General features: G+C 71.0%; 26 protein-coding genes and 1 pseudogene. 17 read left to right on the top strand and 10 right to left on the bottom strand.

From position 1 onward, the window contains the following. Positions 1 to 9: 9 nt before the first annotated feature. The gene (locus tag UA75_RS26475; RefSeq protein ID WP_075742559.1) at positions 10 to 687 is read left to right on the top strand and encodes a uracil-DNA glycosylase; all 678 of its coding nucleotides are present in this window, start codon (positions 10 to 12) and stop codon (positions 685 to 687) included. A 241-nt stretch (positions 688 to 928) separates the two neighbouring features. On the opposite strand, the gene UA75_RS26470 is transcribed toward UA75_RS26475, so the two are convergent. After that, entirely contained in the window at positions 929 to 1,600 is a 672-nt protein-coding gene (locus UA75_RS26470) for a DNA alkylation repair protein (RefSeq protein ID WP_075742558.1), read from the bottom strand. 419 nt (positions 1,601 to 2,019) lie between these two features. Next, the gene (rpmB, locus tag UA75_RS26465) at positions 2,020 to 2,211 is read right to left on the bottom strand and encodes a 50S ribosomal protein L28 (protein ID WP_069851817.1); all 192 of its coding nucleotides are present in this window, start codon (positions 2,209 to 2,211) and stop codon (positions 2,020 to 2,022) included. 431 nt (positions 2,212 to 2,642) lie between these two features. Between rpmB and UA75_RS26460 the strand changes: the two genes are divergently transcribed. From UA75_RS26460 to UA75_RS26450, 3 genes are all read left to right on the top strand, one after another. Then, positions 2,643 to 4,541: a DAK2 domain-containing protein gene (locus tag UA75_RS26460; RefSeq protein WP_075742557.1), complete on the top strand. Its 1,899-nt coding sequence runs from the start codon at positions 2,643 to 2,645 to the stop codon at positions 4,539 to 4,541. 38 nt (positions 4,542 to 4,579) lie between these two features. Then, the gene (recG, locus tag UA75_RS26455; RefSeq protein ID WP_075742556.1) at positions 4,580 to 6,784 is read left to right on the top strand and encodes an ATP-dependent DNA helicase RecG; all 2,205 of its coding nucleotides are present in this window, start codon (positions 4,580 to 4,582) and stop codon (positions 6,782 to 6,784) included. Between the two features lie 435 nt (positions 6,785 to 7,219). Then, positions 7,220 to 8,134, top strand: a complete 915-nt coding sequence (locus UA75_RS26450) for an alpha/beta hydrolase fold domain-containing protein (RefSeq protein WP_075744241.1) — start codon at positions 7,220 to 7,222, stop codon at positions 8,132 to 8,134. 304 nt (positions 8,135 to 8,438) lie between these two features. Here the strand turns inward: UA75_RS26450 and UA75_RS26445 are convergent, their stop codons facing one another. The 3 genes from UA75_RS26445 to UA75_RS26435 are packed head-to-tail and all read right to left on the bottom strand — an operon-like array spanning position 8,439 to position 10,017. Beyond that, positions 8,439 to 9,320 carry a DMT family transporter gene (locus UA75_RS26445; protein ID WP_075742555.1) on the bottom strand — a complete coding sequence of 294 codons (882 nt, stop codon included), beginning with the start codon at positions 9,318 to 9,320 and terminating at the stop codon, positions 8,439 to 8,441. Further along, complete coding sequence (locus UA75_RS35115) at positions 9,317 to 9,655, bottom strand: DUF397 domain-containing protein (RefSeq protein ID WP_083691086.1); 339 nt, start codon at positions 9,653 to 9,655, stop codon at positions 9,317 to 9,319. The genes UA75_RS26445 and UA75_RS35115 overlap by 4 nt, the downstream gene beginning before the upstream one ends. Then, positions 9,655 to 10,017: a Scr1 family TA system antitoxin-like transcriptional regulator gene (locus UA75_RS26435; RefSeq protein WP_157434453.1), complete on the bottom strand. Its 363-nt coding sequence runs from the start codon at positions 10,015 to 10,017 to the stop codon at positions 9,655 to 9,657. The genes UA75_RS35115 and UA75_RS26435 overlap by 1 nt, the downstream gene beginning before the upstream one ends. A 452-nt stretch (positions 10,018 to 10,469) precedes the next feature. Here UA75_RS26435 and UA75_RS32210 point away from each other — a divergent pair, with 452 nt between their 5' ends. The 3 genes from UA75_RS32210 to UA75_RS26420 all read left to right on the top strand — a co-directional run bounded on the left by UA75_RS32210 (position 10,470) and on the right by UA75_RS26420 (position 11,553). Next, positions 10,470 to 10,655 carry a hypothetical protein gene (locus UA75_RS32210; protein ID WP_083683644.1) on the top strand — a complete coding sequence of 62 codons (186 nt, stop codon included), beginning with the start codon at positions 10,470 to 10,472 and terminating at the stop codon, positions 10,653 to 10,655. 6 nt (positions 10,656 to 10,661) lie between these two features. Further along, positions 10,662 to 11,003 carry a hypothetical protein gene (locus tag UA75_RS26425; protein WP_157434452.1) on the top strand — a complete coding sequence of 114 codons (342 nt, stop codon included), beginning with the start codon at positions 10,662 to 10,664 and terminating at the stop codon, positions 11,001 to 11,003. 199 nt (positions 11,004 to 11,202) lie between these two features. Beyond that, positions 11,203 to 11,553, top strand: coding sequence for a hypothetical protein (locus tag UA75_RS26420; protein ID WP_157434451.1), 351 nt, complete (start codon positions 11,203 to 11,205; stop codon positions 11,551 to 11,553). Between the two features lie 166 nt (positions 11,554 to 11,719). Here UA75_RS26420 and UA75_RS26415 read toward each other — a convergent pair. After that, positions 11,720 to 11,971: pseudogene (locus UA75_RS26415) on the bottom strand (tripartite tricarboxylate transporter permease); the annotation flags it as partial. Between the two features lie 66 nt (positions 11,972 to 12,037). Continuing rightward, the gene (locus tag UA75_RS26410) at positions 12,038 to 12,526 is read right to left on the bottom strand and encodes a tripartite tricarboxylate transporter permease (protein ID WP_075742549.1); all 489 of its coding nucleotides are present in this window, start codon (positions 12,524 to 12,526) and stop codon (positions 12,038 to 12,040) included. Between the two features lie 29 nt (positions 12,527 to 12,555). Between UA75_RS26410 and UA75_RS26405 the strand changes: the two genes are divergently transcribed. Beyond that, entirely contained in the window at positions 12,556 to 12,798 is a 243-nt protein-coding gene (locus tag UA75_RS26405) for a hypothetical protein (protein WP_075742548.1), read from the top strand. A 16-nt stretch (positions 12,799 to 12,814) separates the two neighbouring features. Here the strand turns inward: UA75_RS26405 and UA75_RS26400 are convergent, their stop codons facing one another. Together UA75_RS26400 and UA75_RS26395 are read right to left on the bottom strand one after the other, a co-directional pair. Further along, positions 12,815 to 14,083, bottom strand: a complete 1,269-nt coding sequence (locus tag UA75_RS26400; protein WP_075742547.1) for a GrpB family protein — start codon at positions 14,081 to 14,083, stop codon at positions 12,815 to 12,817. Positions 14,084 to 14,368: 285 nt separating this feature from the next. Then, positions 14,369 to 14,791 (bottom strand): hypothetical protein, encoded by a 423-nt coding sequence (locus UA75_RS26395; protein WP_075744240.1) that lies wholly within the window; start codon positions 14,789 to 14,791, stop codon positions 14,369 to 14,371. 185 nt (positions 14,792 to 14,976) lie between these two features. Here UA75_RS26395 and UA75_RS26390 point away from each other — a divergent pair, with 185 nt between their 5' ends. Next, entirely contained in the window at positions 14,977 to 15,663 is a 687-nt protein-coding gene (locus UA75_RS26390) for a TetR/AcrR family transcriptional regulator (protein ID WP_075742546.1), read from the top strand. Between the two features lie 524 nt (positions 15,664 to 16,187). Further along, a complete protein-coding gene (locus UA75_RS26385) occupies positions 16,188 to 19,565 on the top strand; it encodes a pyruvate carboxylase (protein ID WP_075742545.1) in 3,378 nt (1,125 codons plus the stop codon). A 192-nt stretch (positions 19,566 to 19,757) separates the two neighbouring features. On the opposite strand, the gene UA75_RS26380 is transcribed toward UA75_RS26385, so the two are convergent. Continuing rightward, the gene (locus tag UA75_RS26380; protein ID WP_075742544.1) at positions 19,758 to 20,294 is read right to left on the bottom strand and encodes a MarR family winged helix-turn-helix transcriptional regulator; all 537 of its coding nucleotides are present in this window, start codon (positions 20,292 to 20,294) and stop codon (positions 19,758 to 19,760) included. 50 nt (positions 20,295 to 20,344) lie between these two features. On the opposite strand from UA75_RS26380, the gene UA75_RS26375 reads away from it, so the two are divergent. From UA75_RS26375 to rpmF, 7 genes are all read left to right on the top strand, one after another. Then, the gene (locus tag UA75_RS26375) at positions 20,345 to 21,076 is read left to right on the top strand and encodes an SDR family NAD(P)-dependent oxidoreductase (RefSeq protein WP_075742543.1); all 732 of its coding nucleotides are present in this window, start codon (positions 20,345 to 20,347) and stop codon (positions 21,074 to 21,076) included. Positions 21,077 to 21,493: 417 nt separating this feature from the next. After that, positions 21,494 to 22,084, top strand: coding sequence for a 16S rRNA (guanine(966)-N(2))-methyltransferase RsmD (gene rsmD / locus UA75_RS26365; protein WP_075744239.1), 591 nt, complete (start codon positions 21,494 to 21,496; stop codon positions 22,082 to 22,084). 244 nt (positions 22,085 to 22,328) lie between these two features. Beyond that, entirely contained in the window at positions 22,329 to 22,811 is a 483-nt protein-coding gene (coaD, locus tag UA75_RS26360) for a pantetheine-phosphate adenylyltransferase (RefSeq protein WP_075742541.1), read from the top strand. A gap of 104 nt (positions 22,812 to 22,915) precedes the next feature. Further along, positions 22,916 to 23,347: a ribonuclease domain-containing protein gene (locus UA75_RS26355; RefSeq protein WP_075742540.1), complete on the top strand. Its 432-nt coding sequence runs from the start codon at positions 22,916 to 22,918 to the stop codon at positions 23,345 to 23,347. Between the two features lie 118 nt (positions 23,348 to 23,465). Continuing rightward, positions 23,466 to 24,197 carry a DivIVA domain-containing protein gene (locus UA75_RS26350; RefSeq protein WP_075744238.1) on the top strand — a complete coding sequence of 244 codons (732 nt, stop codon included), beginning with the start codon at positions 23,466 to 23,468 and terminating at the stop codon, positions 24,195 to 24,197. A gap of 244 nt (positions 24,198 to 24,441) precedes the next feature. Beyond that, complete coding sequence (locus UA75_RS26345) at positions 24,442 to 25,047, top strand: YceD family protein (protein ID WP_157434669.1); 606 nt, start codon at positions 24,442 to 24,444, stop codon at positions 25,045 to 25,047. A gap of 2 nt (positions 25,048 to 25,049) precedes the next feature. Beyond that, positions 25,050 to 25,232, top strand: coding sequence for a 50S ribosomal protein L32 (rpmF, locus tag UA75_RS26340; protein ID WP_075742538.1), 183 nt, complete (start codon positions 25,050 to 25,052; stop codon positions 25,230 to 25,232). The last annotated feature ends 14 nt before the right edge of the window (positions 25,233 to 25,246 follow it).

Below are 25,246 nucleotides of genomic sequence, written 5' to 3'. Positions count from 1 at the left end.
TCGCTTTCCGTGACCGCACGTCCTTTGACGGAAATCATGGAGCCCGGCTGGGCCAAGGCGATGGAGCCGGTGGCCGAGCAGATCACGCGCATGGGGGACTTCCTGCGCGCCGAGATCGCGGAGGGCCGCACGTACCTGCCTGCGGGGCAGCACGTCCTGCGTGCCTTCACCCAGCCGTTCGACGAGGTCCGAGTGCTGATCGTCGGCCAGGACCCCTATCCGAGGCCGGGCCATGCCGTCGGCTTCAGCTTCTCGGTGGCCCCCGAGGTGCGGCCGCTGCCGCCGAGTCTGGTCAACATCTTCACCGAGTACTCGGACGACCTCGGCCACCCGAAGCCCTCCACCGGCGATCTGACCCCGTGGGCGGATCACGGCGTCCTGCTGCTGAACCGGGTCCTCACCCTGCAGACCGGCAAGTCCGACTCGCACAAGGGCAAGGGCTGGGAGGCGGTCACCGAGCAGGCCATCAAGGCGCTGGCTGCGCGGGGCGGCCCGCTGGTGGCGATCCTGTGGGGCCGCAACGCCCGCAACCTGGCGCCGATGATGCCGGGGGTCCCCTGCATCGAGTCCGCGCATCCGAGCCCGATGGCGGCGCGCGGCGGCTTCTTCGGCTCGCGGCCGTTCAGCCGAGCCAACGCGCTGTTGGAACAGCAGGGCGGTCAGCCGGTCGACTGGAAGCTGCCCTGAGGCGACCGAACGGTCGAGGCGGTCGACCGGCCGGGCGTGACCGGCTGGTCGGTGGCGTGCTTCTCGGCTGCCTGGTCGCCCCTCGCCGACCCGGCCCGGATTCCCCTCGTGCGCCTGCGACGGATCGCCGGGTGAGCGGAGCATCCTTCGCCGGAGCGGGTTCGCGTCCGGGCGATGCACGCTGGGTCGATCAGCGCGCGGTCGGATGCGGGCGCTCGGAACCGCAGCCGAACGGACGCTTCTACCCGTCCCGCTGTCGACGCACCATCTCGGTGATCCAGGTAGGCGCGAACGGAGACGTGCAGTTCGGCGGCGTCGGATAGTCCTTGAGCACCTCTAGGCGCTCACCGATCTCGATGGCGCGGGCGCGGTGCTCGGCGTGCTCGATCCCGATCTGAGCCAGGCAGTGGTTCATCGCCCACTGCAGCCGAGCAGGCGCGTCCTTCATCGCCGCCTCGATGACGTCGAGCAGTTCTGCGAGGTCGAGGCCCTCGGGCTTCTTGACCACGCGCTCGGTGGTCAGCTCCCACCCTGCACTCGCGATCACCGGGTCCGGATCTCCGGACCAGGCCAGGCGTAGTCGTTCGGCGTGCGGGTTCTTCTTCACCACGTAGTTCACCAGCCAGCCGTGCACCTTCGGGGTGCGCGCCTCACGCAACATGACGTCCAGCTCGTCACGCTCGAAGGCCTTCGGGCGGCAGATCAGGAGTGCCAGCAGCCTCGCCGAGGTGTCCGCCGTCCTCCAGAGCTCGAGGGCGAGCTCCTGCTGCGTCTTCAGCCGCTTCGCGAGCGCGCGCAGCCTGCCGAGGTTCACGCCGTGATCGTCACCGTGTCTCTCGTTCACCTTGCGGGCCCGAGGGTCCTCGAGCGCGGCCAGCTCGGCCAGCACCTCGGCCACCGTCGTCTCGGTCACCTCCGCCTCCTGTCCCTCACCTATCCGAGTCTCGGCTCACGAGGAAAGCATGGTGAACGAGGTCATCAGCAAGGGCGTGGCCAAGGACACCGTCCGCTCTTCGGGCCTGGGCGTGTCGCCGCACCCCCCAGCGCACCCAGGTAGGCCTTCTCGTGCCGCCGAACCGGCGGATCAACTCAAGGACCGGGCCGCAGGCCGTCGGCATCCTGGCGGCCCGCCGCGCGGCTCCGAGGAGCACATCTCGTCCGCCGCCCAGGCCCGGCAGGGCAGGGATCGGGGGCGGGGCCGCCTGATACGGCTTCCTCAGCCGGGCGATCCGAGGACGCCGAACAGACCGGCTCACCCACGACAGAAGGCCCGAGGGGAAGAAATCCCTCGGGCCGTGTCGTGCATGTCAGGCAGTGCCTGCGGCGCAGTGGTCAGCCGCGGACGACCTTGCCCGCCTTCAGGCAGGACGTGCACACGTTCATCCGCTTGCGCTGGGACAGACCGATCTTGGCGTGCACGGTCTGAATGTTCGGGTTCCACCGCCGGTTGGTGCGGCGGTGAGAGTGCGAGACAGACTTGCCGAAGCCCGGCCCCTTTGCGCAGACGTCGCAGACGGCAGCCACGTCAGTCACCCCTTACGTTTGTGATCAATCACGGGCGTCCCTCATCCACGAGAACGGACGTGGAGACGCCGACATGAGAGCCCGGGCCGGCCGGGCGACCTCGACAGGTTAGCGGCTCGCACATGCCGCTTCCAAACCGGGGGCCGACGGTAGTCTTGCCCCGGCGGTCGGCCTGCGACGAAATGATCGGCGGGCGGCTTTGACGGCAGGCGGTCCGCCGAGCGGGCTCGAACCCCGGCTCCGGGTGGCGACCGCCGGACACGAGGCGCAGGCCGCCCACCCCGGCAGGCACACCGAACGTCCCGGCGAGGCCGGTGCGGCGAACGCATGGCAGCCGTGACGACTGGGACCCGTAGCGGCGGAAGGCCGCCGCCGGATCGGCGCCGGGGCACGACAGGACGTACTCACGACGCGGGCGGAGGAGACGGCTGATGTTGCAGGCCCTGGACGCCGAGGCGGTCAGCCGTTGGGCCGACGCCTGCGTGGCCGATCTGGAGGCCAATCGCGAGGAGATCGACCGGATCAACGTCTACCCGATCGCCGACGCCGACACCGGCAGCAACCTGCTGTACACCATGCGCGCCGCCCTCGACTCGCTGCGGCATGCTCCTGCCGAGGTCAGCTCGGCGGTGAGCGGGGCGATCAGCGCCCTGGCCAAGGGTGCGTTGACCGGTGCGAGAGGCAATTCGGGCGTGATCCTCTCCCAGGTGCTTCGTGGCCTGGCCGAGGCCGTGCAGGGCGCGTCGGTCTTCACCGGCGGGGCGCTGCGCACCGCCTTGTCGCGTGCCGACGAACTCGCCACCGCCGCAGTCGCCCGTCCCGTCCCCGGCACGGTGCTGTCGGTCCTGCACGCGGCCGCGCAGGCGGCCGCAGACACCGACTCCGACGCCCTGCCGTCGGTGGCCGCCGCCGCGCTGGCCGCCGCCGACGACGCACTGGAACGGACGCCGGATCAGCTCGCCGTGCTGGCCAGGGCAGGCGTGGTCGACGCGGGCGGACGAGGCCTCGTGGTGCTGCTCGAGGCGTTGTCCTCGGTGGTGGGCAGCGGTCGAGGCGACGCCGCGCGGCGCCTGGGCCGTCCTGACGCCGAGAGCCCGCCGGTCGGAAGCTCACCCGTGGTGGGTGCGCGCGGCACGGCAGGCGAGGATGCCGCCGAGGCCGGTGCGCAGCAGGCCGGGCAGGTCGCCGGGGGCTCCTCCCCGAGCGCCGCCGCGGTCGAGATCGCCGCCGAGGCCGCAGGCCCGACCGATCCTGCCGCACAGCCTTCGACCGGACGCGGCCCGCAGGACCACACCCCGCACGGCGCCCCCGACGCCAGCGGTCTCGAACCCGGCAGCGAGCAGCCCTTCGCCGGGTCGCCGCCCGCCTACGAGGTCATGTACCTGCTCGCCGACTCGGACCAGGCGCGGGCCGACGAGTTGCGGCTGATCCTCGACGATCTCGGCGACTCGGTCTCGGTGGCGGGCGACGGTGCGGGCCTGTGGTCGGTGCACGTGCACTGTGACGACATCGGGGCCGCGATCGAGGCCGGTGTGGAGCGCGGCAGGCCGCATCGGATTCGCGTGGTCCGCTTCGCCGACCAGCCTGCGCCTCCCGACGGGCCGACCGAGCCGCACCCGACGGTCGCGCCGGTCTCGCCGCATCGGATGCGCGCCCTGTTCGGCCTGCACCGGGCCGTCGTGACGGTGGCGGCCAGCGAGGGACTGGCGACGCTGTTCGCGGACGAGGGAGCCCGAGTGCTCCGGCCCTCCTCCCGGAGCGGCGCCGCCGCCGTCGTGGAACTCGTCGGCGTCATCCGCGAGACCGGGGCGCGGCACGTCTCGGTGCTGCCCAACGGCGCCGTGTCGATCGAGGTCGCCGATCGTGCCGCTGCCGAGGCGATGTCGGTGGGTCAGGATGTGGTGGTGGTGCCCACCGTGTCACCGGTGCAGGGCCTGGCCGCGCTGGCCGTGCACGACCCGCGCCGTCGCCCTGCCGAAGACTCGGTCGCGATGGCCGAGGCGGCGGCGGCGACCCGCCGAGGTGAGGTACTCGTCGCCACCAGCGCGGCGCTGACCTGGGCGGGCCGCTGTGAACCCGGTGACGTGCTCGGCCTCGTCGACGACGAGGTGATGATCATCGGAAGGGACCCGATCGAGACGGCGTCGGCCCTTCTTGATCGGATGTTGTCCACCGGCGGTGAGCTGGTCACGGTGCTGCCCGGCGGGCACGCCCCGGACGGCCTGCTCGTCGCCTTGTCCGAGCGGCTCCGCCGCATCCATCCCGAGGTGGACCTGACCTGCTTCGACGGCGACCTGCCCGACACCGTGCTGCTGCTGGGAGTGGAGTGAATGACACCGATCCGAACCGAGCTCCAGGCCCGTCCGCGATGACCGACTGGGCGGATCAGCTGACCCCGATCCTCGGGGCCAAGACGGCCGACGCACTGGCGAAGTCGCTGAATCTGCACACCGTGGGCGAGCTGCTGCGGCACTATCCGCGTCGTTATGCCGAGCGCGGCGAACTGACGGAGATCGCCGGGTTGGAGATCGGCGAGCACGCCACGGTGCTGGCCGAGGTCCAGCGGGTGACCAAGCGCAGCATGCGGTCCCGGCGCGGCAGCATCCTCGAGGTGCGCATCACCGACGGCAGACGCGCGTTGAACTGCACCTTCTTCAACCAGGCCTGGCGGGAGCGGGAGCTGCTGCCCGGCAAGAAGGGCCTGTTCGCGGGCAAGATCACCGCCTATCGCGGCCAGCTCCAGCTCGCGAATCCCGAGTATCAGCTCATCGAGCCCGCGACACAGGACGCGGGGGACGGCGACTCGGTGGTCGCGGAGTTCACCGCCGCGTTGATCCCGGTGTACCCGGCGGCGCAGGGCCTGCCGTCCTGGTCGATCGCGCGGTGCGTGCGGCAGGTCCTCGACACCTGGGACGGCGTCGAGGACCCGCTGCCCGCCGGACTGCGCGCCGATCTCCGAGTCTCGGACCTCACTCAGGCGCTGCGCGACGTGCATCTGCCTGCGGACCGGGCCGCGGTGCATTTCGCGCGGAAGCGCCTGAAATGGGACGAGGCACTGTCGGTCCAGCTGGCCCTGGCCCAACGCAGACAGGCGGCCGACGCCCGGCCCGCCCCGGCCTGCCCGCCGAGACCCGACGGCGTGCTCGACAGCTTCGATGCGCGCATCCCCTTCGAGCTGACCGAGGGCCAGCGGTCGATCGGCGAGATCGTCCGGGCGGACGTCTCCCGTGAGCATCCGATGAACCGGCTCGTGCAGGGCGAGGTCGGTTCCGGCAAGACGGTGGTGGCACTGCGTGCGATGCTCCAGGTCGTCGACGCGGGCCGACAGACGGCGATGCTGGCGCCGACGGAGGTGCTGGCCGCCCAACACGCGCGCTCCCTGGCCGAACTGCTCGGCGACCTGGCCACCGCAGGGGAGTTCGGCGCCCCCGATCACGCCACGCGGGTCACCCTGCTCACCGGCTCGATGGGTGCCGCGCAGCGCAGGAAGGCCATGCTGGAGGTCGTCTCCGGCGAGGCGGGCATCGTGGTCGGCACTCACGCGCTCATCCAGGACCGGGTGGAGTTCGCGGATCTGGGCCTGGTGGTGGTCGACGAACAGCACCGCTTCGGCGTCGAGCAGCGCGACGCCCTGCGATCGCGAGCCGGGTCACGGGTCAGCCCCCATGTGCTGGTGATGACGGCGACCCCGATTCCCCGCACGGTGGCGATGACCGTCTATGGGGATCTGGAGGTCTCGGCGCTGCGCGAGCTGCCGAAGGGGCGATCACCGATCAAGAGCACCGTGGTGCCGGTGGCGGAGAAGCCTGCCTGGCTGGACCGGGTCTGGCAGCGGCTTCGCGAGGAGGTCGCCGCCGGACATCAGGCCTATGTGGTCTGTCCGAGGATCGGTGATCAGGCTTCCTCCGGCGAGGACGTCGACACCCCGCCGCCCGCCGAGGGGGAGGGCTCGGAGCGTCGCCCCCCGCTGGCGGTGGCCGACGTGGCCCCCGAACTCGCCGAGGGACCGCTGCGCGGCCTGCGGGTCGGGATGCTGCACGGCAGGCTGCCCGCCGACGAGAAGGACACCGTGATGCGGGCCTTCGCCGCAGGCGAGATCGACGTGCTGGTGGCGACGACCGTGGTGGAGGTCGGCGTGAACGTGCCGAATGCGACCGCCATGGTGATCATGGATGCCGACCGTTTCGGAGTCAGCCAGCTGCACCAGCTGCGGGGACGGGTCGGCCGGGGCAGCGCGGCCGGACTGTGCCTGCTGGTCACCGACGCCGTGCCGGGCACCACCACCATGCAGCGTCTCGACGCGGTGGCCAGCACCACCGACGGCTTCGAGCTGGCCCGCCTCGACCTGGAGCTGCGTCGCGAGGGCGACATCCTCGGCGCGGCCCAGTCCGGCAGGCGATCGGGGCTGCGGCTGCTGTCGCTCCTCGACGACGAGGACGTCATCGCGCAGGCCAGGGATCGTGCGGAGGCCATCGTGGTCGGCGACCCCGCGCTGACCGAGCACCCGGGCCTGGCGGGGATGGTGGCGGATCTGGTGGACGAGGACCGGGCGGAATATCTGCAGAAGACGTGAGGGCGAGGCGGTCGCCATGCGTGCCCATGGTGTTCGGGACAGGCGCGTACCGGACCGCCCGCCTCGATCTTCGGCCGCCGCGAACGGCGGGAACGACGGGGACACGGGCACGTCGTAGGAGCCTGGACGACTGGGAGGACCCGCCGGTGACGTCCTGTCCGGTCCATCGGGGTCGGCTGCGTGGCCGATCTCGCAGCAGTGCCCCACGGTTCGGGTTCGTCCGGCGGCCGGGACGGTGGCGCCCCGATGACACCGATGCCGACTGAGGCCGTCGACGGCGTGGGCGGGTCGGGGACTCCGGTGGCCGAGCGGTGGCGAACTGCCGACGACGAACGACGCAGGAGACAGCGAACGACTCGGCGCCAGCGCCACACACTGAATCGCCCGGCGCGGGGACGATGAAGCGACCGACGGGCGTATGGAGGAGACATGTCGATGCTCGGCACACCCGGTGCCGCCGCGTTCTCGGCTCGGATCATGCAGGGCCTGGTGCGGTTGAGCGAGGGCTCGGTGACCCGTCGCACCAGAGCCGTCTTTCCCGAGCTGCCCGGCGACACACGCGACATCACGATCCCCACGACGATCGCGCCTGCTCGCGCCGTGGTCTACCGCCCTGCGGCGGGCATCGCGCGGCCGCCCGTGCACGTGAACTTCCACGGCGGCGGGTTCGTCATGCCCGGAGTGTGGCTCGACGATCCGTTGTGCCGGTACCTGGCGGCCGAGGCGGGCGTGGTCGTCGTCAACGTCGACTACGTGGTGGCGCCGCAGCACCGGTTCCCCGCGCCCGTCCACCAGGCGTTCGAGGCCGTCCGGTGGATCGCCGACCATGGTGCCGAGCACGGCTGGGACGGCGGCAGGCTCACGGTCGGCGGCCAGAGCGCGGGCGGGGCGCTCGCGGCGGCTGCGGCCCGCCAGGCCTGGGAGCAGGGTGGGCCCGCGATCGCCCTGCAGGCCCTGCACTATCCGGTGCTCGATCTCACCGTTCCGGCCGGACAGAAGACCTCGGTGATCGCCAAGCCGATGCTGCGCCCCTGGATGGGCGACGTCTTCGACCACTCCTACGTGCCCGGCCGAAACCTGGCCGCCGATCGTCTGGCCTCGCCTGCCGCGCCGAGCGACACGACGGATCTCACCGGCATCGCCCCGGCGCTGGTGATCACGCCGGAGTACGACCTGCTCTATGCGGAGGGCCTGCGGTATTCGCGGCGCTTACGCGAGGTCGGCGCGCTGCGGGAGCACCACGACGTGCCGCAGGCCGACCACGGCTACGACGTCCGCGACCAGGCGAAGGCCCGTCGGGTCTACGCGCTGATCGCGCGGCACGTCCGCGAGGCCGCCGCGCGGGACTGACCGGACGACGGCCGTGGCGCCCCTCGCCCTTGATCGGGCCGGCTCGAGGAGGTGCACCAGGTCGGGTGTGTCGCGGGTTGACGACCTGCGGCACGGCGTCGCTCAGGCACAGCCGTAGCTGGATCAGCGCACCACTGACTACTGGCGACGCTGCCGGAGCGATGCCCACGCGGCGTGACCCCGTCGCGCGGCGAGATCCGGCAGCAGGACGTCGATCTCCTGGTGCGATGCGCTCCAGTTCGTCGGTGTGGTGGCGGTCAGCGTTCCTGGGACCGTCATTGGAACGGGACGAGCCTGCGCAGGCTCACGCAGCTGAACGAGTTCTCCGGCGAGACAACGCGACGCCGAAGAGGATCACGATGACGCCGACGAGTGTCCCGGCCAGCGGCTCGCCGAGGAACAGTGCGCCGAGCACGACGGATATCGCGGGCAGCAGGTAGGAGACGAGGGAGGCCTGCGGTGCTCCGTCGGTGCGGATGAGGGCGTAGTTGACGATGTAGGCCAGGCCGGTGCCCAGCACGCCGAGGATGAGGAGGGCCGCGACGGCCGGGGCGGTGACAGTGGTCGTGGCGACGTCCCCGAAAGGCAGCGCCAGTGCCAGCCAGCCGGTGGCGGCGAGGAGTTGGCAGGCGGACAGCGTGACCGGGGAGAGAGTCCTTGGCGCGAGGTGGCGGCCGATGTAGAGGTAGCTCACTGCGTAGGAGAACGCGGCGGCCAGGCAGCTGAGCGCGCCTGCGAGATCGATCCCGTGCGTGGTCCAGGGCTGGAAGATGAGCAGACAGCCGAGGAAGCCGAGGAAGAACCCGGCAGCCTGGGCCACAGTCGGTCTGTTCTGAGCGCGTAGCGCCAATGCCAGGAGCAGGGTCCAGAGCGGGGTGGTGGCATTGAGCGCTCCCGCGATGCCGGAGTCGACTCGGGTCTCCCCGATCGCGAACAGCAGGTAGGGCGCGGCGTTGGCCAGCAGTGCCGCGACGGTGAGGTGTCCCCACGTCGCGGCATCACGGGGCAGGCGTTGCCGTCGCGCTCCGACGATGGCGAGCAGAACGAGGGTGCCGAGGGCGAGTCGGCCGAACGTCAGCGTGACGGGGTCGAACCCCGCCAGCGCGATCTTGATCCAGAGGAAGTTCGACCCCCAGGCCAGCGCGAGGACGGCCAACAGCAGCGTTCCGCGTGTTCGTGCGGTCACGGGTCAATCATCCACGGCGAAGGTGTAGCGGAGTCCGGTGCGATCACCTCGGTGGACGAATCGCGAGACTTCGACGTTGCTGACGAGGTCGGCCCTCGACCGGGGCTGGTCAAGGGCCGACTTGTCGGTCTGAGGTTCAGTGCAGCCGATTCGTTTTTGATCGCAGTCAGTAAGGCCCCGAATGTGGCGTGGCCGACGGTGAGGGTTCCGCCGTGCCGGTTCTTGGTGTCGCGTATGCCGACTGAGGTCGAGGAGATGCCGACCTCTACGCAGTTGTTGCCGTTCCCTGAACTTGCGGCTGCCTTCCGCCAGTGCGTGGAGGTCACCGGGATCATCATGTCTCCTTCGAGGATGAGTCTTCGTACTGCGTAGCGGCTTGAAGTAGGAACTCGTGAGACCTCGCTGTGTCGAGAGCCGATCCCAGGAGGCCGCTCCACACCCCACCGTAAACAGCGATGTCAGCGGCGCCATCGAGGTAATCGCCGTGGTGGACTTGTTCCACATAGACGATCTCCACAGCCGGTACGTTGCGGTCAGAAGGCGGCACCCTGAAGTAAGTGAAGGGGAACTCCGCGACACTGACAGGAGTCGTTGAGAACGGCAGGATGTAGAGGTGTCTGCTGATCGAAGCCCGCGCCGCCTGCGCGATGGCGCACACCGCGATCGACGATGGGGCGGGGATTTTCCGGCCTGCCACCCGGATCTCCGTCTGGCCACATGTCGAGTGGATTCGGGAGTGTGGTGATGCTGCGGCCGAGGAGGTTCGCCTTGCGGAGGCAGCGCTCGCCGAGGCACAGCAGATCATCGACGGGTACTGCTGGAGTGTTGCCGGGCTTCGTCTTGGTGAGACGGCGTCACTTGGAAGAGGAGAGCCCGAATCCGGCCGAGAAGACCCGGAGGACGGTCCACGCTTGATTGACCCCGAGATAGCCGACCCCACGGGGCGGTATGCGGAGTGGATGGAGTACCTGGATCGGACGGGTGCCGACATCGACCGGACGAAGGTCGTGCGGATGACAAGGCTTCGCGACGGGCGCACCGTCTGGTTGGAACGCGGCCCCGCGCAAAGGACTGGATCATATTCTGGAGCCGCAGAAGCGGGGCGCATTCGAGAGGATGGGAGTCCCACGCGAGAGGATTCCGGCTCTCGTGTTCGCGGCTCTCGAGCGTGGGGTCGTGGTCGGCTACAGCGGCCGGGATCGGCCGGTGTACGAGGTGGACTTCGACGGCGAGATTCGTCGGGTGGCCGTCACCGTTGCCGATGACGGTGGCATCATCGGCGCCCACCCCATACCGAGGAGACGTAGGCTCCGGCCGCACCCGCACCGAAAGTGAGTGACGATGACAGTCGACGTCGCCATCCTTGCGGGATGGCAGGAGGACCCCTTCTACTACGACGCAGGCGAGGGCGAGGACTACAACCACTCGATCGAGGAGGCCGCCGACTTCCTCGGACTCGGCTGGGAGCTGACCCGGGACATCGCCGCCTGGGACGAGGAATTCCAGGCGATCTACCAGCCCGCCGACACCCGGGCCTCGGTCTTTCCCACCCCCGAGAGCGAGAACGCCTGGTTGGAGAGAGGCAGAGAACTCGCCCGTCGCATCAAACAGGAGTCCACGGTCGTCGCACGGGTGAACTATCGGGCCGACGGCACCATCCCTGACTGGACCTGCGTCTTCTGACCCGAAGACGCTGGGGATGGGCCGTATCGTGACGGCAGGCCGCCGAGTGAAGGTCGAGAACGCGGACTTCTACGGGAGCGGATCGTCGATCACGTCTTCGCCGGACTCGTGTGCGGCAGGCGCATCGGTGAGACCGCAGGCGCGATGCCCGTTGCAGACGGGTCGGAAGATCCGGCCCCGACTGCATCGGAGGTAAGCGGTGGCGACCGTCGAATTGTTCATCTTGACGGGCTGGAACGAAGGGCCGTTCTACTACGACAACGGAGATCCCGGAGAATCCCTCAACCACTGGATCGACGAGGAGAGCATCGCGTTCCTTCAACTGGACGACGACCTCGTCCGCGACATCACTGCCTGGGACGAGGAGTATCAGGACCTCTACGACCCCGACGACCCGCAGGGCTCGGGGTTTCCCACCTCGCAGGCCAAGACTGCCTGGATCGAGCGAGGCAAGGAGCTGGCCGCGAGGATCAAGCGCGAGTCTCCGGTGGTCGCCAGCGTCGACTACCAGGGCAACGGCAGCATCCCCGAAGGCACCTGCGTGTTCTGACCGGTCGGAGTCCTAGGGCTCTGGGGAGGCCGCCGCCTGCGCCGGAGGTGACCGGCGAACCGTCCTCGGCGGCGGCCGACGACGGTCGACGACGCCATTCACCGGGCCGACAGGAGGACTCCGCCCCGCCGGCCGGAAGGCTCGGCGGGGCGAAAGCTGAACACGCTCAGCCGCTCGTCACCCTGCCTCGGGCGGCCCGGCGCCTGCGCAGCAGCACGCCTGCGACCGCCGCGCTGTTGGCCGCCTCCGGTCCGGCGACGCCTTCGATCGCGCCATGGCCGAACTCGCGGGGATGCCGGGTCAGCCGCTTCTCCATGCTGTAGCTGAGAAAGGTCGGCACCTCGGCTCCGCCTGCGGGCAGGCTGCCGATCGGGAAGCCCACCGCCGTGCCGCGCAGCCACGCGGGCCACGACCGGCGGAAAGTCGGAGCGTGACAGCATCGCCCGCTCGCGCAGCGGGTGGACGGTGCTGTGACCGGTGCCGGTCAACAGGTGTCCGAAGGCCTCGCTGAGCGCGAACAGCGCCACGACGACGTCGATGCCGTCCAACAGTTCGCCGACGCCGAAGGCGAGTCGGGCTGGCCGGTCTGCGAGTCGATGCCGATCAGCCCGATGGTGATGATCGACAGGCAGGGCGACCAGACCCGTCCAGGAGGTTGCGGCCGAGCAGCGCACTGACGGTCACGAACGCCACGGCCATCACCGGCCACGTACTCGGGCGGCCCGAAGGTCGTGGCGAGGTCGGCGACCGCAGGCGCCAGGAAGGTGAGCGCGAGGGTGCCGATCGTGCCCGCGATGAAGCTGCCGATCGCCGCGAGTGCCCAGCCGTAGTCGGCCATACGGCCGGGGTGCGGGGCGCCGAGCAGCAGCGCGGCGGCGACGAAAAGGCCCGCCGAGGTCACCACGTAGCCGAGCACCGGCAGCGGCAGGGCGAACGTCACGAGCGTGGCGACCACGGCCGCCAGGCGCAGCACCGCCTTGGACTGCCAGGCGACGCCGTCCGATGCCGCAGCACCGACTGCCCGAGCAGCGTCGCGCCGACGAGACCGAGCAGCACGCCGATCGGCAGCGGCACGGCGGCGGGGGCCGACGACCGCACCGGTGTCGGGCAGCCGGAGCGCGCATCGGTGATTACCAGCACGGCTGCGAGCAGCATCAACGCGCCGAAGGCCCCGGCGGCGAGCACATGAGCACCGCACGAGAGATCAGGATGGCCCTGCTGCGGGACGCGGCGGGGGCGCGCTGAGGGCGCCCCGGCCACCTCACCTCGGGTTGATCAACCGGAGGTAGAGGAACCTCGGGCCGCCGGTGAGCATCGTCCAGGCGCCCGGATCGGCCGCCTCGCACTCCGGCAGCGGCGCGGGCTCCTCGAGCCGGTCCACCACGAAGCCCGCCTCGCGCAGCGCGGTGAAGGTCGCGCTCAGCGGGCGGCGGTAGAACTGCACCCGGTGCCGGTGTCCGGCGAGATTCCACTCGTCGGTGAGCAACTCCGTCTCGAAGTAGCGGGTGCCCTCGAACCAGTGCCAGTCCTCCGGATGGTGCACGGAGGCCACCACCGTCCCGCCGGGCCGCAGCACCCGACGGAACTCGGCCAGCGTCGGCCCCCAGTCCCGCAGGTAGTGCAGGACCAGCGAGGCGGTCACCAGGTCGACCGAGTCGTCCGCCAGGAAGTCCAGCGGCCGGGCGACGTCGGCCCGGTGGAAGTCGATCCGGTCGCCGAACCGGGCACGGGCGATGTCCACCATGCCCTGGCTGCGATCGATGCCGGTGACCCGCGCGCCCCGATCGGCGAGCTCGGCCGCCAGCAGTCCCGCCGCGCTGCCGACGTCGAGCACCCGCAGGCCCGCCACCTCGCCCGCGAGGCCCAGGATCGCGGGCCGGTCGTAGTAGACCTGGAAGGGATTGACACCCGAGTGCTCCGCGTAGGCGGCGCTGAATTCGTCATAGGGAGCGGCGGCGGCCTCCCGCGCCCGGCTCAGGATCTCGTCGACGATCTCGGTCTTGGCGTCGGCGTAGTTCTGGATGTACTGCCAGGTGCGGCTCGCCAGCTCCCGCTTGGCGGTGGCGTAGCGGTCCCGTTCCTCGTCGTGGGTCCGCAGCCGGTCGCGGAAGAGCCGATACCGTTCGATCTCGGGGCAGCCGCGTGAGTAGACGTGCAGGTTGACATTGGTGTCCGGGCCCTTGAACGCGCGATGCTCGTCCCGCGCCGGCTCCCGGATGACCAGCCGGTACCCCGCGCCTGTCAAGGCCGGGACGTAGGCGGGCTCGTCGGCGGAGTCGGGAACGACCAGCAGGACGTCGACGATCGGCTTGGCGCATAACCCCGGAACCGAGGTCGACCCGATGTGCTCCAGCGCGACGACCCGGTCGCCGAGCAGCCCGCGAATCCGCTCGGCCTCCCGCTCGTAGAGCCTCGGCCACTCCGGGTCGTAGTCGGCGAGGGTGACGGTGGAGTTCAGCTTCGGCGGCTCGGCAACCCAGCTCGAGCGGATGTCCTCATCGGAGTAGTGGGCACGATCGCGTTCGGACACGGCGCTGGCTTCCTTCCTCAGGGCAGTCGGACACCGTAACACCGAGGGGATGCGCGGGGTCCCCGGCTGAGGCGGAGGTGGAAACGGATTCGCCGGGTCGTGGAACGGGCGGCGGTCCGCAGGCGAAGGCGGCTGCTCGCCGTGGCGGGCGGGGCGAGGCGAATCCGGCCCGTCCCGCCAAGGAGACGGGCGGGCCTGCTCGGCGTCGACGTCGGCCGTCGCCCGGCCGAGCCGGGGCCGCCGCTCGCGGTGGGCAGGCCCGGCGGCCGGTCGCAGCCGGTCGGGTCAGTGCTCGGTGTCGACGGGTTTCGCGGGGCGGTCGACACCGGGGTCGGCGGGCTGGACGGCGTCGAGGTGCACGGTGAGGGCGACGCGGCCGCGTGCGTCGCGGCGCGCGACGGCATGTCCGGTGCGGTCCACGCCGTCCAGCCGGAGCGACATCGGCTGCCCCTCGTCCACGAAGTTGCGCCACCACTTCTTGGACTCGGGAATCATGACGGGGATCGTGACGACGTCCCCCCGCCGCCGGTAGCCCACCGGCGTGCTGATGGTGCGTCCCGAGCGTCGCCCCACGTAGGTGACCTCGGTGAGATACCGGCCTGCCAGCCTGCCCCAGCGTGGCGAGGCGCGCAGGGCGTTCACCCCCTTGTTGACCCGGTCGACCAGTGTGCGCGGGAGCGGACCTCGGTACGGCAACGCGACCTCCATCGTCGACGCAGGCAACTGCGGCGGTGGTTTCGGGATCGTGCCGACTGCGTCGGCGGGTCGAACGACGGTGCGGGACCGTCGTGCCACCGCCCGCGATCGGCGATAAGCGGACTAGCATCTCCACTTAGCTTCGACGCTAGCAGCGCCACCGGTCCGATCCCGCCCTGCGAGGTGAAGTGAGAAGGATGAACGCCGAGCCGTCTCGGATGCCGAGCCCGACCGGCGTGGACCGTGCGCCCGATGCGGACGCCCGTGACGAGCTGCGCACCGACGCCCGGCGCAACCGCGACCGCATCGTCGAGGCGGCCCGCGACCTGTTCGCCGCCCGAGGACTCGACGTGCCGACGGCCGCGATCGCGCGGCGGGCAGGCGTCGGCGTTGCGACGCTCTACCGTCGCTTTCCCACCAAGGAGTCGCTGGTCGGCGCGGTGTTCGCCGAGAAGTTCGCGGTGTGCGCCTCGATGGTCGGCGACGCGTTGGACGATCCCGACCCGTGGCGCGGCTTCTGCACGATGATCGAGCAGATCTGCGTCATGCAGGCCCGCGATCGCGGTTTCAGCGCTGCCTTCTTCGCCGCGTACCCCGGCACCGTCGACGTCGATCGGGGCCGGGAGGAGGCGATTCGAGGGTTCGTCGACCTGACCCGGCGAGCCAAGGCGAGCGGCCGACTGCGCCCCGACTTCGTGCAGCACGATCTGGCGTTGCTGCTCATGGCCAACGGCGGCGTCGTCGCGGACTCCGCCGAGGCCGGGCTCGCCGCGTCCCGACGCCTCGTGGCGCTCCTGCTCGACGCGTTCCGAGCCGACCGGAGCGCGCCGATCGACCCGCTGCCGCCGCCCGCGCCGCTCCGGCTGCGCGACGTCGTCGGCTAGTTGCCGGTCGGGCCTGCCGCCTGCCGCACCCGGCTGGGCCGCGATCGGTCCTGCGCGGCCCTCGCGGGTGGTTCTCGTCCTCGGGCCGTGCTCTGCGGCCGCCCCGTTGATCCGTGCTCGATCTCATCGCCGACCGTGTCCGGCCGCGAGCGACCGCGAGGGTCGACGCCGAGGCGGCTGGCGGGCGGCTCGACGTCACGAACCGCCCGGATTCACGAGCGTCCCGACTGCGACGGCGCCACGGGGTCGGGTGTCGCGCGCCGCCGAGAGGGCGGGTGGCAGAAGGGAGCGGGTCCGCGCGGAGCCTGGCACGAGCGGGGGCCGGACATGCCGATGGACCGCCGAAGCCGCGCAGTATCCGCCGATTCGAGATGTCGATCACATCACGACGCGAAGAACACCGCGTTTTCTTCCGGTGGGCGAAAAGTGGCGAGTTCGACCGTTGGGAGAGTCCTCCCAGCGGGCGGGAGGAAGCCGGTACGGTCGCCGGCAGCGAGAACTCGCTGATCGGAAGGGGAGCCCGTATGTTCCGGAAGGTCCTGGTCGCCAATCGAGGCGAGATCGCGATTCGGGCGTTTCGCGCCGCTTACGAGCTGGGCGCGGGGACGGTCGCCGTCTTCCCGCACGAGGACCGGAACTCGGTACACCGCCTCAAGGCCGACGAGGCCTACGAGATCGGCGAACCCGGCCACCCCGTCCGCGCCTACCTGTCGGTGACCGAGATCGTCGCCGCCGCCCGCCGCGCGGGCGCCGACGCGGTGTACCCCGGTTACGGCTTCCTCTCCGAGAATCCCGAACTCGCCAAGGCCTGCGCCCAGGCGGGCATCACCTTCGTCGGACCCTCGCACGAGATCCTGGAACTGGCGGGCAACAAGGCCCGCGCGGTGGACGCCGCCCGCGCCGCCGGGCTGCCCGTGCTCGCCTCCGTCCCGCCGACCGCCGACATCGACGAACTGGTCACCGCCGCCCAGGACATGACGTTCCCGGTGTTCGTGAAGGCGGTCGCAGGCGGCGGAGGTCGGGGCATGCGCCGGGTGGCGCGGCCCGAGGAGCTGCGCGAGTCGGCCGAGGCGGCGATGCGCGAGGCCGAGTCGGCCTTCGGCGATCCCACCGTGTTCCTCGAACAGGCCGTCGTCAATCCTCGGCACATCGAGGTGCAGATCCTCGCCGACGGGACCGGCGCGGCCATCCACCTCTACGAGCGCGACTGCTCGGTGCAGCGACGGCACCAGAAGGTCATCGAGATCGCCCCGGCCCCCAACCTCGACCCCGCGCTGCGCGAGCGGATCTGCGCCGACGCCGTCGCGTTCGCCCGACAGATCGGCTACGTCAACGCAGGCACCGTGGAGTTCCTGGTCGACGAGCGCGGCAACCACGTGTTCATCGAGATGAACCCGCGCATCCAGGTCGAGCACACGGTTACCGAGGAGGTCACCGACGTCGACCTCGTGCAGTCTCAGCTGCGCATCGCCGCCGGGGCGACGCTGGCTGACCTCGGCCTGGCGCAGGAGGGCATCACCCTGCGCGGCGCCGCCCTGCAGTGTCGGATCACCACCGAGGACCCCGGCAACGGGTTCCGTCCGGACACGGGCACCATCAGCGCCTACCGCTCGCCCGGCGGCGCGGGCATCCGGCTCGACGGCGGCACCACCTTCGCGGGCACCGGGATCAGCGCGCACTTCGACTCGATGCTGGTGAAGCTGTCCTGCCGAGGCCGGGACTTCGCCACCGCCACCGCGCGGGCCAGGCGGGCGCTGGCCGAGTTCCGCATCCGAGGCGTCGCCACCAACATCCCCTTCCTCCAGGCGGTGCTGGAGGACCCGGACTTCCAGGCGGGCCGTGTCACCACCTCGTTCATCGAGCAGCGGCCGAGGCTGCTCACCGCCCGCCAGTCCGCCGACCGGGGCACCCGGCTGCTGACCTACCTGGCCGACGTCACGGTGAACCGGCCGCACGGCGATCGGCCGAGCACGCTGGACCCGGTGCACAAGCTCCCCGACATCGACCTGGAGACCGCGCCGCCCGCGGGATCGCGGCAGCGGCTGCTGGAACTGGGCCCGGTCGGCTTCGCGTCCTGGCTCCGGAACTCCGAGGCCGTCGGCGTCACCGACACGACCTTCCGCGACGCCCACCAGTCGCTGCTGGCCACCCGCGTACGTACCAAGGACCTGCTGGCCGTCGCGCCGCACGTGGCGCGGCTGACGCCCGAGCTGCTGTCGCTGGAGTGCTGGGGCGGCGCGACCTACGACGTCGCCCTGCGCTTCCTGGCCGAGGACCCCTGGGAGCGGCTCGCCGCACTGCGCGAGGCGGTGCCCAACATCTGTCTCCAGATGCTGCTGCGCGGGCGCAACACCGTCGGCTACACGCCGTATCCGGAGGAGGTGACCAGCGCCTTCGTCGCCGAGGCCACCAAGACCGGCATCGACGTCTTCCGCATCTTCGACGCGCTGAACGACGTCGAGCAGATGCGCCCGGCGATCGAGGCCGTCCGCGAGACCGGACAGGCCGTCGCCGAGGTCGCCCTCTGCTACACGGCCGACCTCTCCGACCCGGGCGAGCAGCTCTACACCCTCGACTACTACCTGCGGCTGGCCGAGCAGATCGTGGCGGCGGGTGCGCACGTCATCGGCGTCAAGGACATGGCGGGCCTGCTCCGGCCGCCCGCCGCCGCGACGCTGATCAGCGCGCTGCGCCGGGAGTTCGACCTGCCGGTCCACCTGCACACCCACGACACGCCGGGCGGGCAGCTCGCCACCTACCTGGCCGCCGTGCAGGCCGGGGTCGACGCCGTCGACGGCGCTGCGGCGTCCATGGCGGGCACCACCTCGCAGCCGCCGCTGTCCGCCGTGATCGCCGCCACCGACCACACGCCGCGGGCCACCGGGCTCACCCTGTCCTCGGTCTGCGACCTGGAGCCCTACTGGGAGGCGGTCCGCCGGATCTACCGGCCCTTCGAGTCGGCGCTGCCCTCGCCGACCGGTCGCGTGTACCGCCACGAGATCCCCGGCGGCCAGCTGTCGAACCTGCGCCAGCAGGCCATCGCGCTGGGCCTCGGCGATCGGTTCGAGCAGATCGAGTCGACCTACGCCGCCGCCGACGACATCCTCGGCAGGCTGGTCAAGGTCACGCCGTCGTCCAAGGTGGTCGGCGACCTGGCCCTGCATCTGGTGGGCGCGGGCGCCGACCCGGCCGACTTCGAGTCCGATCCGGGCCGCTTCGACATCCCGGACTCGGTGATCGGCTTCCTGCACGGCGAGCTGGGCGACCCGCCCGGCGGCTGGCCCGAGCCGTTCCGTGCGAAGGCGCTGGCGGGCCGTTCCGGCGCGCGGCAGATCGTGCCGCTCACCGAGGAGGACCGCCGAGGCCTCGACGAGGACCGCCGCGCGACGCTGAACCGGCTGCTCTTCCCCGGCCCGGCCAAGGAGTACACGGCACACCACGAGGAGTACGGCGACACGAGTCTGCTGCGCAGCAAGGACTTCTTCTACGGGCTGCGCCCCGGCGAGGAGTACTCGGTCGACCTCGAACGCGGCGTCCGGCTGTACATCACGGTGGAGGCGATCGGCGAGGCCGACGAGCGCGGGATGCGCACCGTGATGGCCACGCTGAACGGTCAGCTCCGGCCCATCCAGGTCCGGGATCGCTCCATCGCCTCCGCCGTGCCGGTGGCCGAGAAGGCCGATCGCGGCAATCCCGGCCACATCGCCGCGCCGTTCGCGGGCGTGGTCACCGTCTCGGTGGCCGAAGGCGACACGGTGGAACAGGGCCAGACCGTCGCCACCATCGAGGCGATGAAGATGGAGGCGGGCATCACCGCTCCCAAGGGCGGCACCGTCCGGCGGCTCGCGATCGGCTCCGTCGCCCAGGTGGAGGGTGGCGACCTGCTGCTCGAACTGGACTGAACCCCCGCACCGGGCCGAGGAGACCCCGACGAATCCCCTCGGTCCGGTGCCGTGGACCGTGCGGAGCCGGGTCGTGCACCGCGCTTCGCACGAAGCGGACGCGACCGGGCGGCGGACGATCACGCCGCCTGCCGCGTTGCCGTGCTCCTGCGCGGTCCGCCTGCGAGCACCCGACCTCGCCCGCCCGCCGGGTCAGTCGTCCCGCTCGGTGCCGTCCTCGTCGGCGATGCCCAGCTTGTCGTGCAGCCCGGCCAGCAGCTCGCGGAGCAGTTCGGTGAGCTGCTCGCGCTGTGCGGGATCGAGGTGGTCGATGAGCGACTCCTCGTGCCGAAGCAGGTCGTCGACACTGCGTTCGACCAGGGCGTGCCCCTCGGCGGTCAGCTCGGCGCTGATCGTGCGCCTGCCGGACTCCGTCCGCCGCACCAGGACCAGGCCCTCCGCCTCCGCCTTGGCCACCCGCTGCGTGATGGCGCCCGCGCTGATCAGGCTGCGCCGGGCGAGGTCTCGGGGGGCGAGCCGGTAGGGCGGGCCTTCGCGGCGCAGGGTGCTGAGCAGATCGAGCGTCGCGCGGTCGATGTCCAGGGCGGTGAGGGTGCGAACTCGTTCGTCGCCGAGCAGCTTGCCCACCCGCCAGAGCCGGGTGATCACGCCGATGGATGCCACGGGCGTGTCCGGTCGTTCCCTGGCCCAGGCGAGCGCGATGCGATCCGTCGAGTCGGAGCCGGTCATGGTGTTAGCCTAGCCCAGATATGTTTAGGCCTAAACAAGGAGCGCTCCTGATGCAACGCACTGCCGTCGTGACGGGTGGAGGAACCGGTATCGGGCGGGCGACGGCCCGTGAGCTGGTGGCGGCGGGCTTCGAGGTCGTCGTCATCGGCAGACGTCCCGAGCCGCTGGCGGAGACCGTCGCGGAACTCGGCTCGGCAGTCACCGCCCTGTCCTTGGACGTCTCGGACCCCGCTGCCCTGACCGAGGCCGCCCCGCGACTGCCCGCCGCCGTTGACGTGGTGGTGAACAACGCGGGCGGCAACACCGACATCGGGCGTCCTGTGCCCCCGGAGGGAGACCTCGTCGCCCTGCGCGACTCCTGGCAGGCCAACCTCGACGCCAACCTCCTCAGCGCGATGCTGTTCACCGAGCTGTTGCGGCCTCGGCTCGCCGAGAACGGCCGGGTGATCACCATTGGCTCCATCGCGGCGCGGTACGGCGCGGCGGGCTACGGCGCGGCCAAGGCGGCCGTGGAGGCCTGGAGCGCGGGGCTGGCCTTCTCGCTCGGCGGACGAGGGATCACCGCGAACGTCGTCGCGCCGGGGTACACCGAGGACACCGAGTTCTTCCGGGGCCGGATGACCGACGCGCGTCGCACGACGCTCATCGAGAAGACCGCCACCAAGCGGGTCGGCCTCGCCACCGACGTCGCCGCCGTGATCGGCTTCCTGGCCTCGCCGCAGTCCGGGCACGTGACCGGCCAGGTGCTGCACGTCAACGGCGGCGCCTATCTGGGCGGCTGACTGCTCGGGGCCCGTCTGCGCAGCGGCCTTCTGCCGGGTCGAGTCCCTGGGGCAGGCTCGGCCGGTGGCGCGCGATGACCGCGACGGTCTCGTGCGGGCAGGCGTCCTCTGTGCCGGGCAGGCGCCTCCCGCGCCTCGCTGCAGTGTCGCCGTGTCGCCGCACGTGGTCGGGGCGGGCGGGACGTGCGGCCACGACATCGCCGCTGCGGCCTCGGCACGGAACGGATCTCGGATCGCGGGCAACAGGGACTCAGATCCGCAGCCCTGCGGCGCACCGCCCGACGATCCGCAGCCGCCGCCCGTCCGCAGCACGGCCCGCCGAGACCAACCGCGCGCCGGGCCGGACCGCCGCGCGGTCTCGCCCCGCTCCGGCGGCCTGCACGCCGATGCCGTCCGAGGATGGGCGAGGATGACCCGGTGACTCGGATCGTGGCGGGCAGCATGGGCGGCAGACGGATCACGGTGCCGCCGCGTGGCACCCGGCCGACCTCGGAACGGGTCCGCGAGGCCCTGTTCAACGCCGTCGAGTCGCTGCTGGATCTGCGCGATGTCCGGGTGCTGGACCTGTACGCGGGGTCCGGGGCGCTGGGACTGGAGGCCTTGTCACGGGGCGCGGGGGAGGCGGTGTTCGTCGAGTCGGACCGCCGCGCCGGGCTCGTCCTGCGTCGCAACATCGACACGCTGCGGCCGGGCGGCGCCGTGGTCCGGTCGGGCACGGTGGAGTCGGTGCTCTCCGCACCAGCCGAGCAGCCCTTCGATCTCGTCCTGGCCGATCCGCCGTACGACGTGCCGACCGACGGGCTCGAGTCGGTGCTGGGCCTGCTCGTCCACCAGGGCTGGACGCGGCCGGGCAGCCTGGTCGTGGTGGAGCGGGCCGTCCGCGACCGTCCGCCCCGGTGGCCGAGCCCGTTGCAGGCGCTGCGTGAGAAGCGCTACGGCGACACCGTCCTGTTCTGGGGCGACCACGACGAGGAGCACGGCGACGATCGCGGCGACGCCGCGTCCTGACCCGGCCGCTTCGACGGCGCGAGACGGCGCGAGACGAGAGACGACCGCCGACGGCGATCACCGAATCGCGAGCAGGCCGCCCGAGGGCTCCGCACGCCGGGCCCGTGGACGGGACGCGCGGGCCCCGCCCGCCGCGACATGCCGAGCTGATCGACCTCGATCGAGAACTACTCGAGGTGTTTCCGATCACGGCTCGACTCGCAATCGCAGGTGGGCCGAGAGCAGGCTGCTAGCGTCCCGCCTCATGAGACGCGCCGTCTATCCAGGCTCGTACGACCCGGTCACCAACGGCCACCTCGACATCATCGAGCGCGCGGCCGGGCAGTTCGACGAGGTCGTCGTCGCCGTCTTGATCAATAAGAGCAAGAAGAGCCTGTTCACCGTCGAGGAACGGCTGGACATGCTGCGGGACGTCGCGAACGAGTGGCCGAACGTGCGGGTGGACTCCTGGCACGGACTGCTCGTCGACTACTGCCGCACGCATGAGATCCAGGCCATCGTCAAGGGCCTGCGTGCCGTCAGCGACTTCGACTACGAGTTGCAGATGGCCCAGATGAATCAGCGGCTCTCCGGGGTGGAGACCCTGTTCATGGCCGCGAATCCGGTCTACAGCTTCCTGGCCAGCTCGCTGGTCAAGGAGATCGCCACCTACGGCGGCGACGTGTCCGCCCTGGTGCCCGCCGCCGTCGAGCGCCGCATCGTCGAGCGGATGGCCGAACTCGGCTGAGCCTGCGGTCGGCCCTCGCGGCGGTGGGCGAGGCAGGTCACAGTCCGACACGCCTGGTGGTCGAATTGTGACTCTGTGTTGATGCCCCCGCTATCGTCTCGATCATGATGACCATCACTCGACGTACCGTCGCAGCCCTGCTCTTCGCCCTTCTCGCGCTGCTGCCCTTCGGCGGGGCAGGCCTGGCCGCCGCTCCGTCGGTCGGCTCGCTGGTCGCCTTCGCCCAGCAGCCCGACTGCGGCGACACCTCGGGCTTTGCCCAGGTCGACCTCTCCTCGCTGCCGCCAGAGGCCACCGTGACCGCAGAGCTGATCCAGGCGGGCGGCCCCTTCCCGCATCGCCAGGACGGCGTCGTCTTCGGCAACCGGGAGCGCGTGCTGCCCGACTGCGAGCGCGGCTATTACCACGAGTACACGGTGGAGACGCCGGGACTGTCGCACCGGGGCGCACGACGTCTTGTCACCGGGGAGAATGACGAGTACTTCTACACCAACGACCACTACGCGAGCTTCGTGCTGGTGGACGTGCAATCCTGATCGTGCGGGCTCTGGGCGTGGGACACGCGCACGGCGACCGCATCCCTGACGGCGTCCGGCGGGCAGGGCAGACTTGACGCCGTAGCCGAACGGCGTGCTGCTGCGAGGAGTCGAAATCGTGTACCGGGTGTTCGAGTCGCTCGACGAGTTGGTGACGATCGTCGAGGACGCACGGGGAGTCCCGATGACCTCCGGGTGCGTCGTCCCTCGCGGCGACGTGCTCGAACTCCTCGACGACATCCGCGATGCGCTTCCCGGTGAGCTGGACGACGCCCAGGACGTGCTCGACCATCGGGACGAGGTCGTCGGCAAGGCATCAGAACAGGCCGAGCAGACCATCGGTCAGGCGCAGTCCGAGGCCGAGCAGCTCATGGCCCAGGCTCGCGGCGAGGCGGAACGGATGGTCGCCGAGGCGAGGATGCACGCGGAGCGGATGCTCGCCGAGGCGCACTCCGAGGCCGACCGCGCCGTGGCCACCGGAAACCATGAGTACGAGGAGTTCGTCGCCCGCGCCAGGGCCGAGGCCGAACGGATGGTTCAGGCGGGCCGAGCCTCCTACGAGCAGTCCGTGGAAGAGGGTCGCGCGGAGCAGGCGCTGCTGGTCTCGCAGGCCGAGGTGGTTCAGGCCGCCCACGGCGAGTCCAGCAGGATCGTCGAGGCGGCGGGCGTGGAGGCCGAGCGGCTGCGCTCGGAGTGCGACGCCTACGTCGACGCCAAGCTGGCCGACTTCGAGGAGCTGCTCGATCGCACGCTGCGGACGGTCGGCAAGGGGCGTCAGCAGCTGCGCGCGCCCTCCAGGACGGCCTTCGACTACAGCGAGTGGGAACAGCGCTCCAGCATGCCCGGCTGACACTCCGCGCGGGCGGGGATCCCCGCAGGCGTGCCTGCCACCCGGCGCGCCCCGCGACCGGTGTCCCGCTCGACCAGCGCCTCTGTCGACGTCCTCGGCATTCGTGCAGGCAGGGGGCGTCCGGCTCGCGATCCCGCTGGTCTCGGGGCGGGCGATCTCAGCCGGATTTCACCCGGCGGCCCCTCCTCGCGTAACCTGTCTCGGTTGGACCTGTTCCACTCCCATATTGAGATCGTTGATGTCTATGCACTCCAGAACATCTTCCGGCGCGAGTCCCGCTCCGTCCGGGCCGTGGGTCATCGACACCCGCGAGCTCGGCCGACGAGCAGGCTCCAGCCGTCGTTATCACCGCAGCCTGCCGCCGAGCACGCGCCTGGGCCTCGACCTCGTCGCGGTCCCGGATCAGGGCGAGGTCGTCCTGGACATCCGGCTCGACTCCGTGGTCGAGGGCGTACTCGTGGCGGGCACCGCCACCGCGCCGCTGGAGGGCGAGTGCTCCCGTTGTCTCGACTCGATCCTCGATGAGGTCGAGGTCGAGGTGACCGAGCTGTTCGCCTATCCGGAGAGCGCCACGGACGAGACCACCGAGGAGGACGAGCTTCCGCGCGTGGTCGACGAGCTGATCGACCTGGAGCCGGTGGTTCGCGACGCCGTCCTTCTCGCGCTACCATCTTCGCCGCTGTGCTCGCCCACCTGCGCCGGACTGTGCGTCGACTGCGGTGGGAAGTGGGCCGAACTCGGCCCCGACCATCGCCATGAGACGATGGATCCTCGTTGGGCCGCTCTACAGCAGCGGTTCGGTGACACCAGCACCCCCAGCACCACTCTTGACAAGTCGGAGGAGAACTAGCCGTGGCCGTCCCGAAGCGCAAGATGTCGCGCTCCAACACGCGCTCCCGTCGCTCCCAGTGGAAGACCACGGCGCCCACCCTGGTGGTCTGCCCGAATCGCAACTGCCGTGAGCAGAAGCTGCCCCACACGATCTGCCCGAGCTGTGGCACCTACGACGGCCGCCAGATCGCGCGGCCGGCCTGATCTCGAAGCGCACG

Origin of the sequence: Actinoalloteichus sp. GBA129-24 (genome assembly GCF_001941645.1) — a bacterium.
Lineage (GTDB): Bacteria > Actinomycetota > Actinomycetes > Mycobacteriales > Pseudonocardiaceae > Actinoalloteichus_A > Actinoalloteichus_A fjordicus.
This window is presented reverse-complemented; position numbering and strand designations above follow the sequence as displayed.

Excerpts from the sequence above, each read along its gene's own strand:
- UA75_RS26460 (WP_075742557.1), top strand. The coding sequence starts at position 2,643 with ATGTTGCAGGCCCTGGACGCCGAGGCGGTCAGCCGTTGGGCCGACGCC.
- recG (WP_075742556.1), top strand. The coding sequence starts at position 4,580 with ATGACCGACTGGGCGGATCAGCTGACCCCGATCCTCGGGGCCAAGACG.
- UA75_RS26450 (WP_075744241.1), top strand. The coding sequence starts at position 7,220 with ATGCTCGGCACACCCGGTGCCGCCGCGTTCTCGGCTCGGATCATGCAG.
- UA75_RS35115 (WP_083691086.1), bottom strand. The coding sequence starts at position 9,655 with ATGATCCCGGTGACCTCCACGCACTGGCGGAAGGCAGCCGCAAGTTCA.
- UA75_RS26425 (WP_157434452.1), top strand. The coding sequence starts at position 10,662 with ATGACAGTCGACGTCGCCATCCTTGCGGGATGGCAGGAGGACCCCTTC.
- UA75_RS26405 (WP_075742548.1), top strand. The coding sequence starts at position 12,556 with ATGCCGCAGCACCGACTGCCCGAGCAGCGTCGCGCCGACGAGACCGAG.
- UA75_RS26395 (WP_075744240.1), bottom strand. The coding sequence starts at position 14,791 with ATGGAGGTCGCGTTGCCGTACCGAGGTCCGCTCCCGCGCACACTGGTC.
- UA75_RS26390 (WP_075742546.1), top strand. The coding sequence starts at position 14,977 with ATGAACGCCGAGCCGTCTCGGATGCCGAGCCCGACCGGCGTGGACCGT.
- UA75_RS26385 (WP_075742545.1), top strand. The coding sequence starts at position 16,188 with ATGTTCCGGAAGGTCCTGGTCGCCAATCGAGGCGAGATCGCGATTCGG.
- UA75_RS26380 (WP_075742544.1), bottom strand. The coding sequence starts at position 20,294 with ATGACCGGCTCCGACTCGACGGATCGCATCGCGCTCGCCTGGGCCAGG.
- UA75_RS26375 (WP_075742543.1), top strand. The coding sequence starts at position 20,345 with ATGCAACGCACTGCCGTCGTGACGGGTGGAGGAACCGGTATCGGGCGG.
- coaD (WP_075742541.1), top strand. The coding sequence starts at position 22,329 with ATGAGACGCGCCGTCTATCCAGGCTCGTACGACCCGGTCACCAACGGC.
- UA75_RS26355 (WP_075742540.1), top strand. The coding sequence starts at position 22,916 with ATGATGACCATCACTCGACGTACCGTCGCAGCCCTGCTCTTCGCCCTT.
- UA75_RS26345 (WP_157434669.1), top strand. The coding sequence starts at position 24,442 with ATGCACTCCAGAACATCTTCCGGCGCGAGTCCCGCTCCGTCCGGGCCG.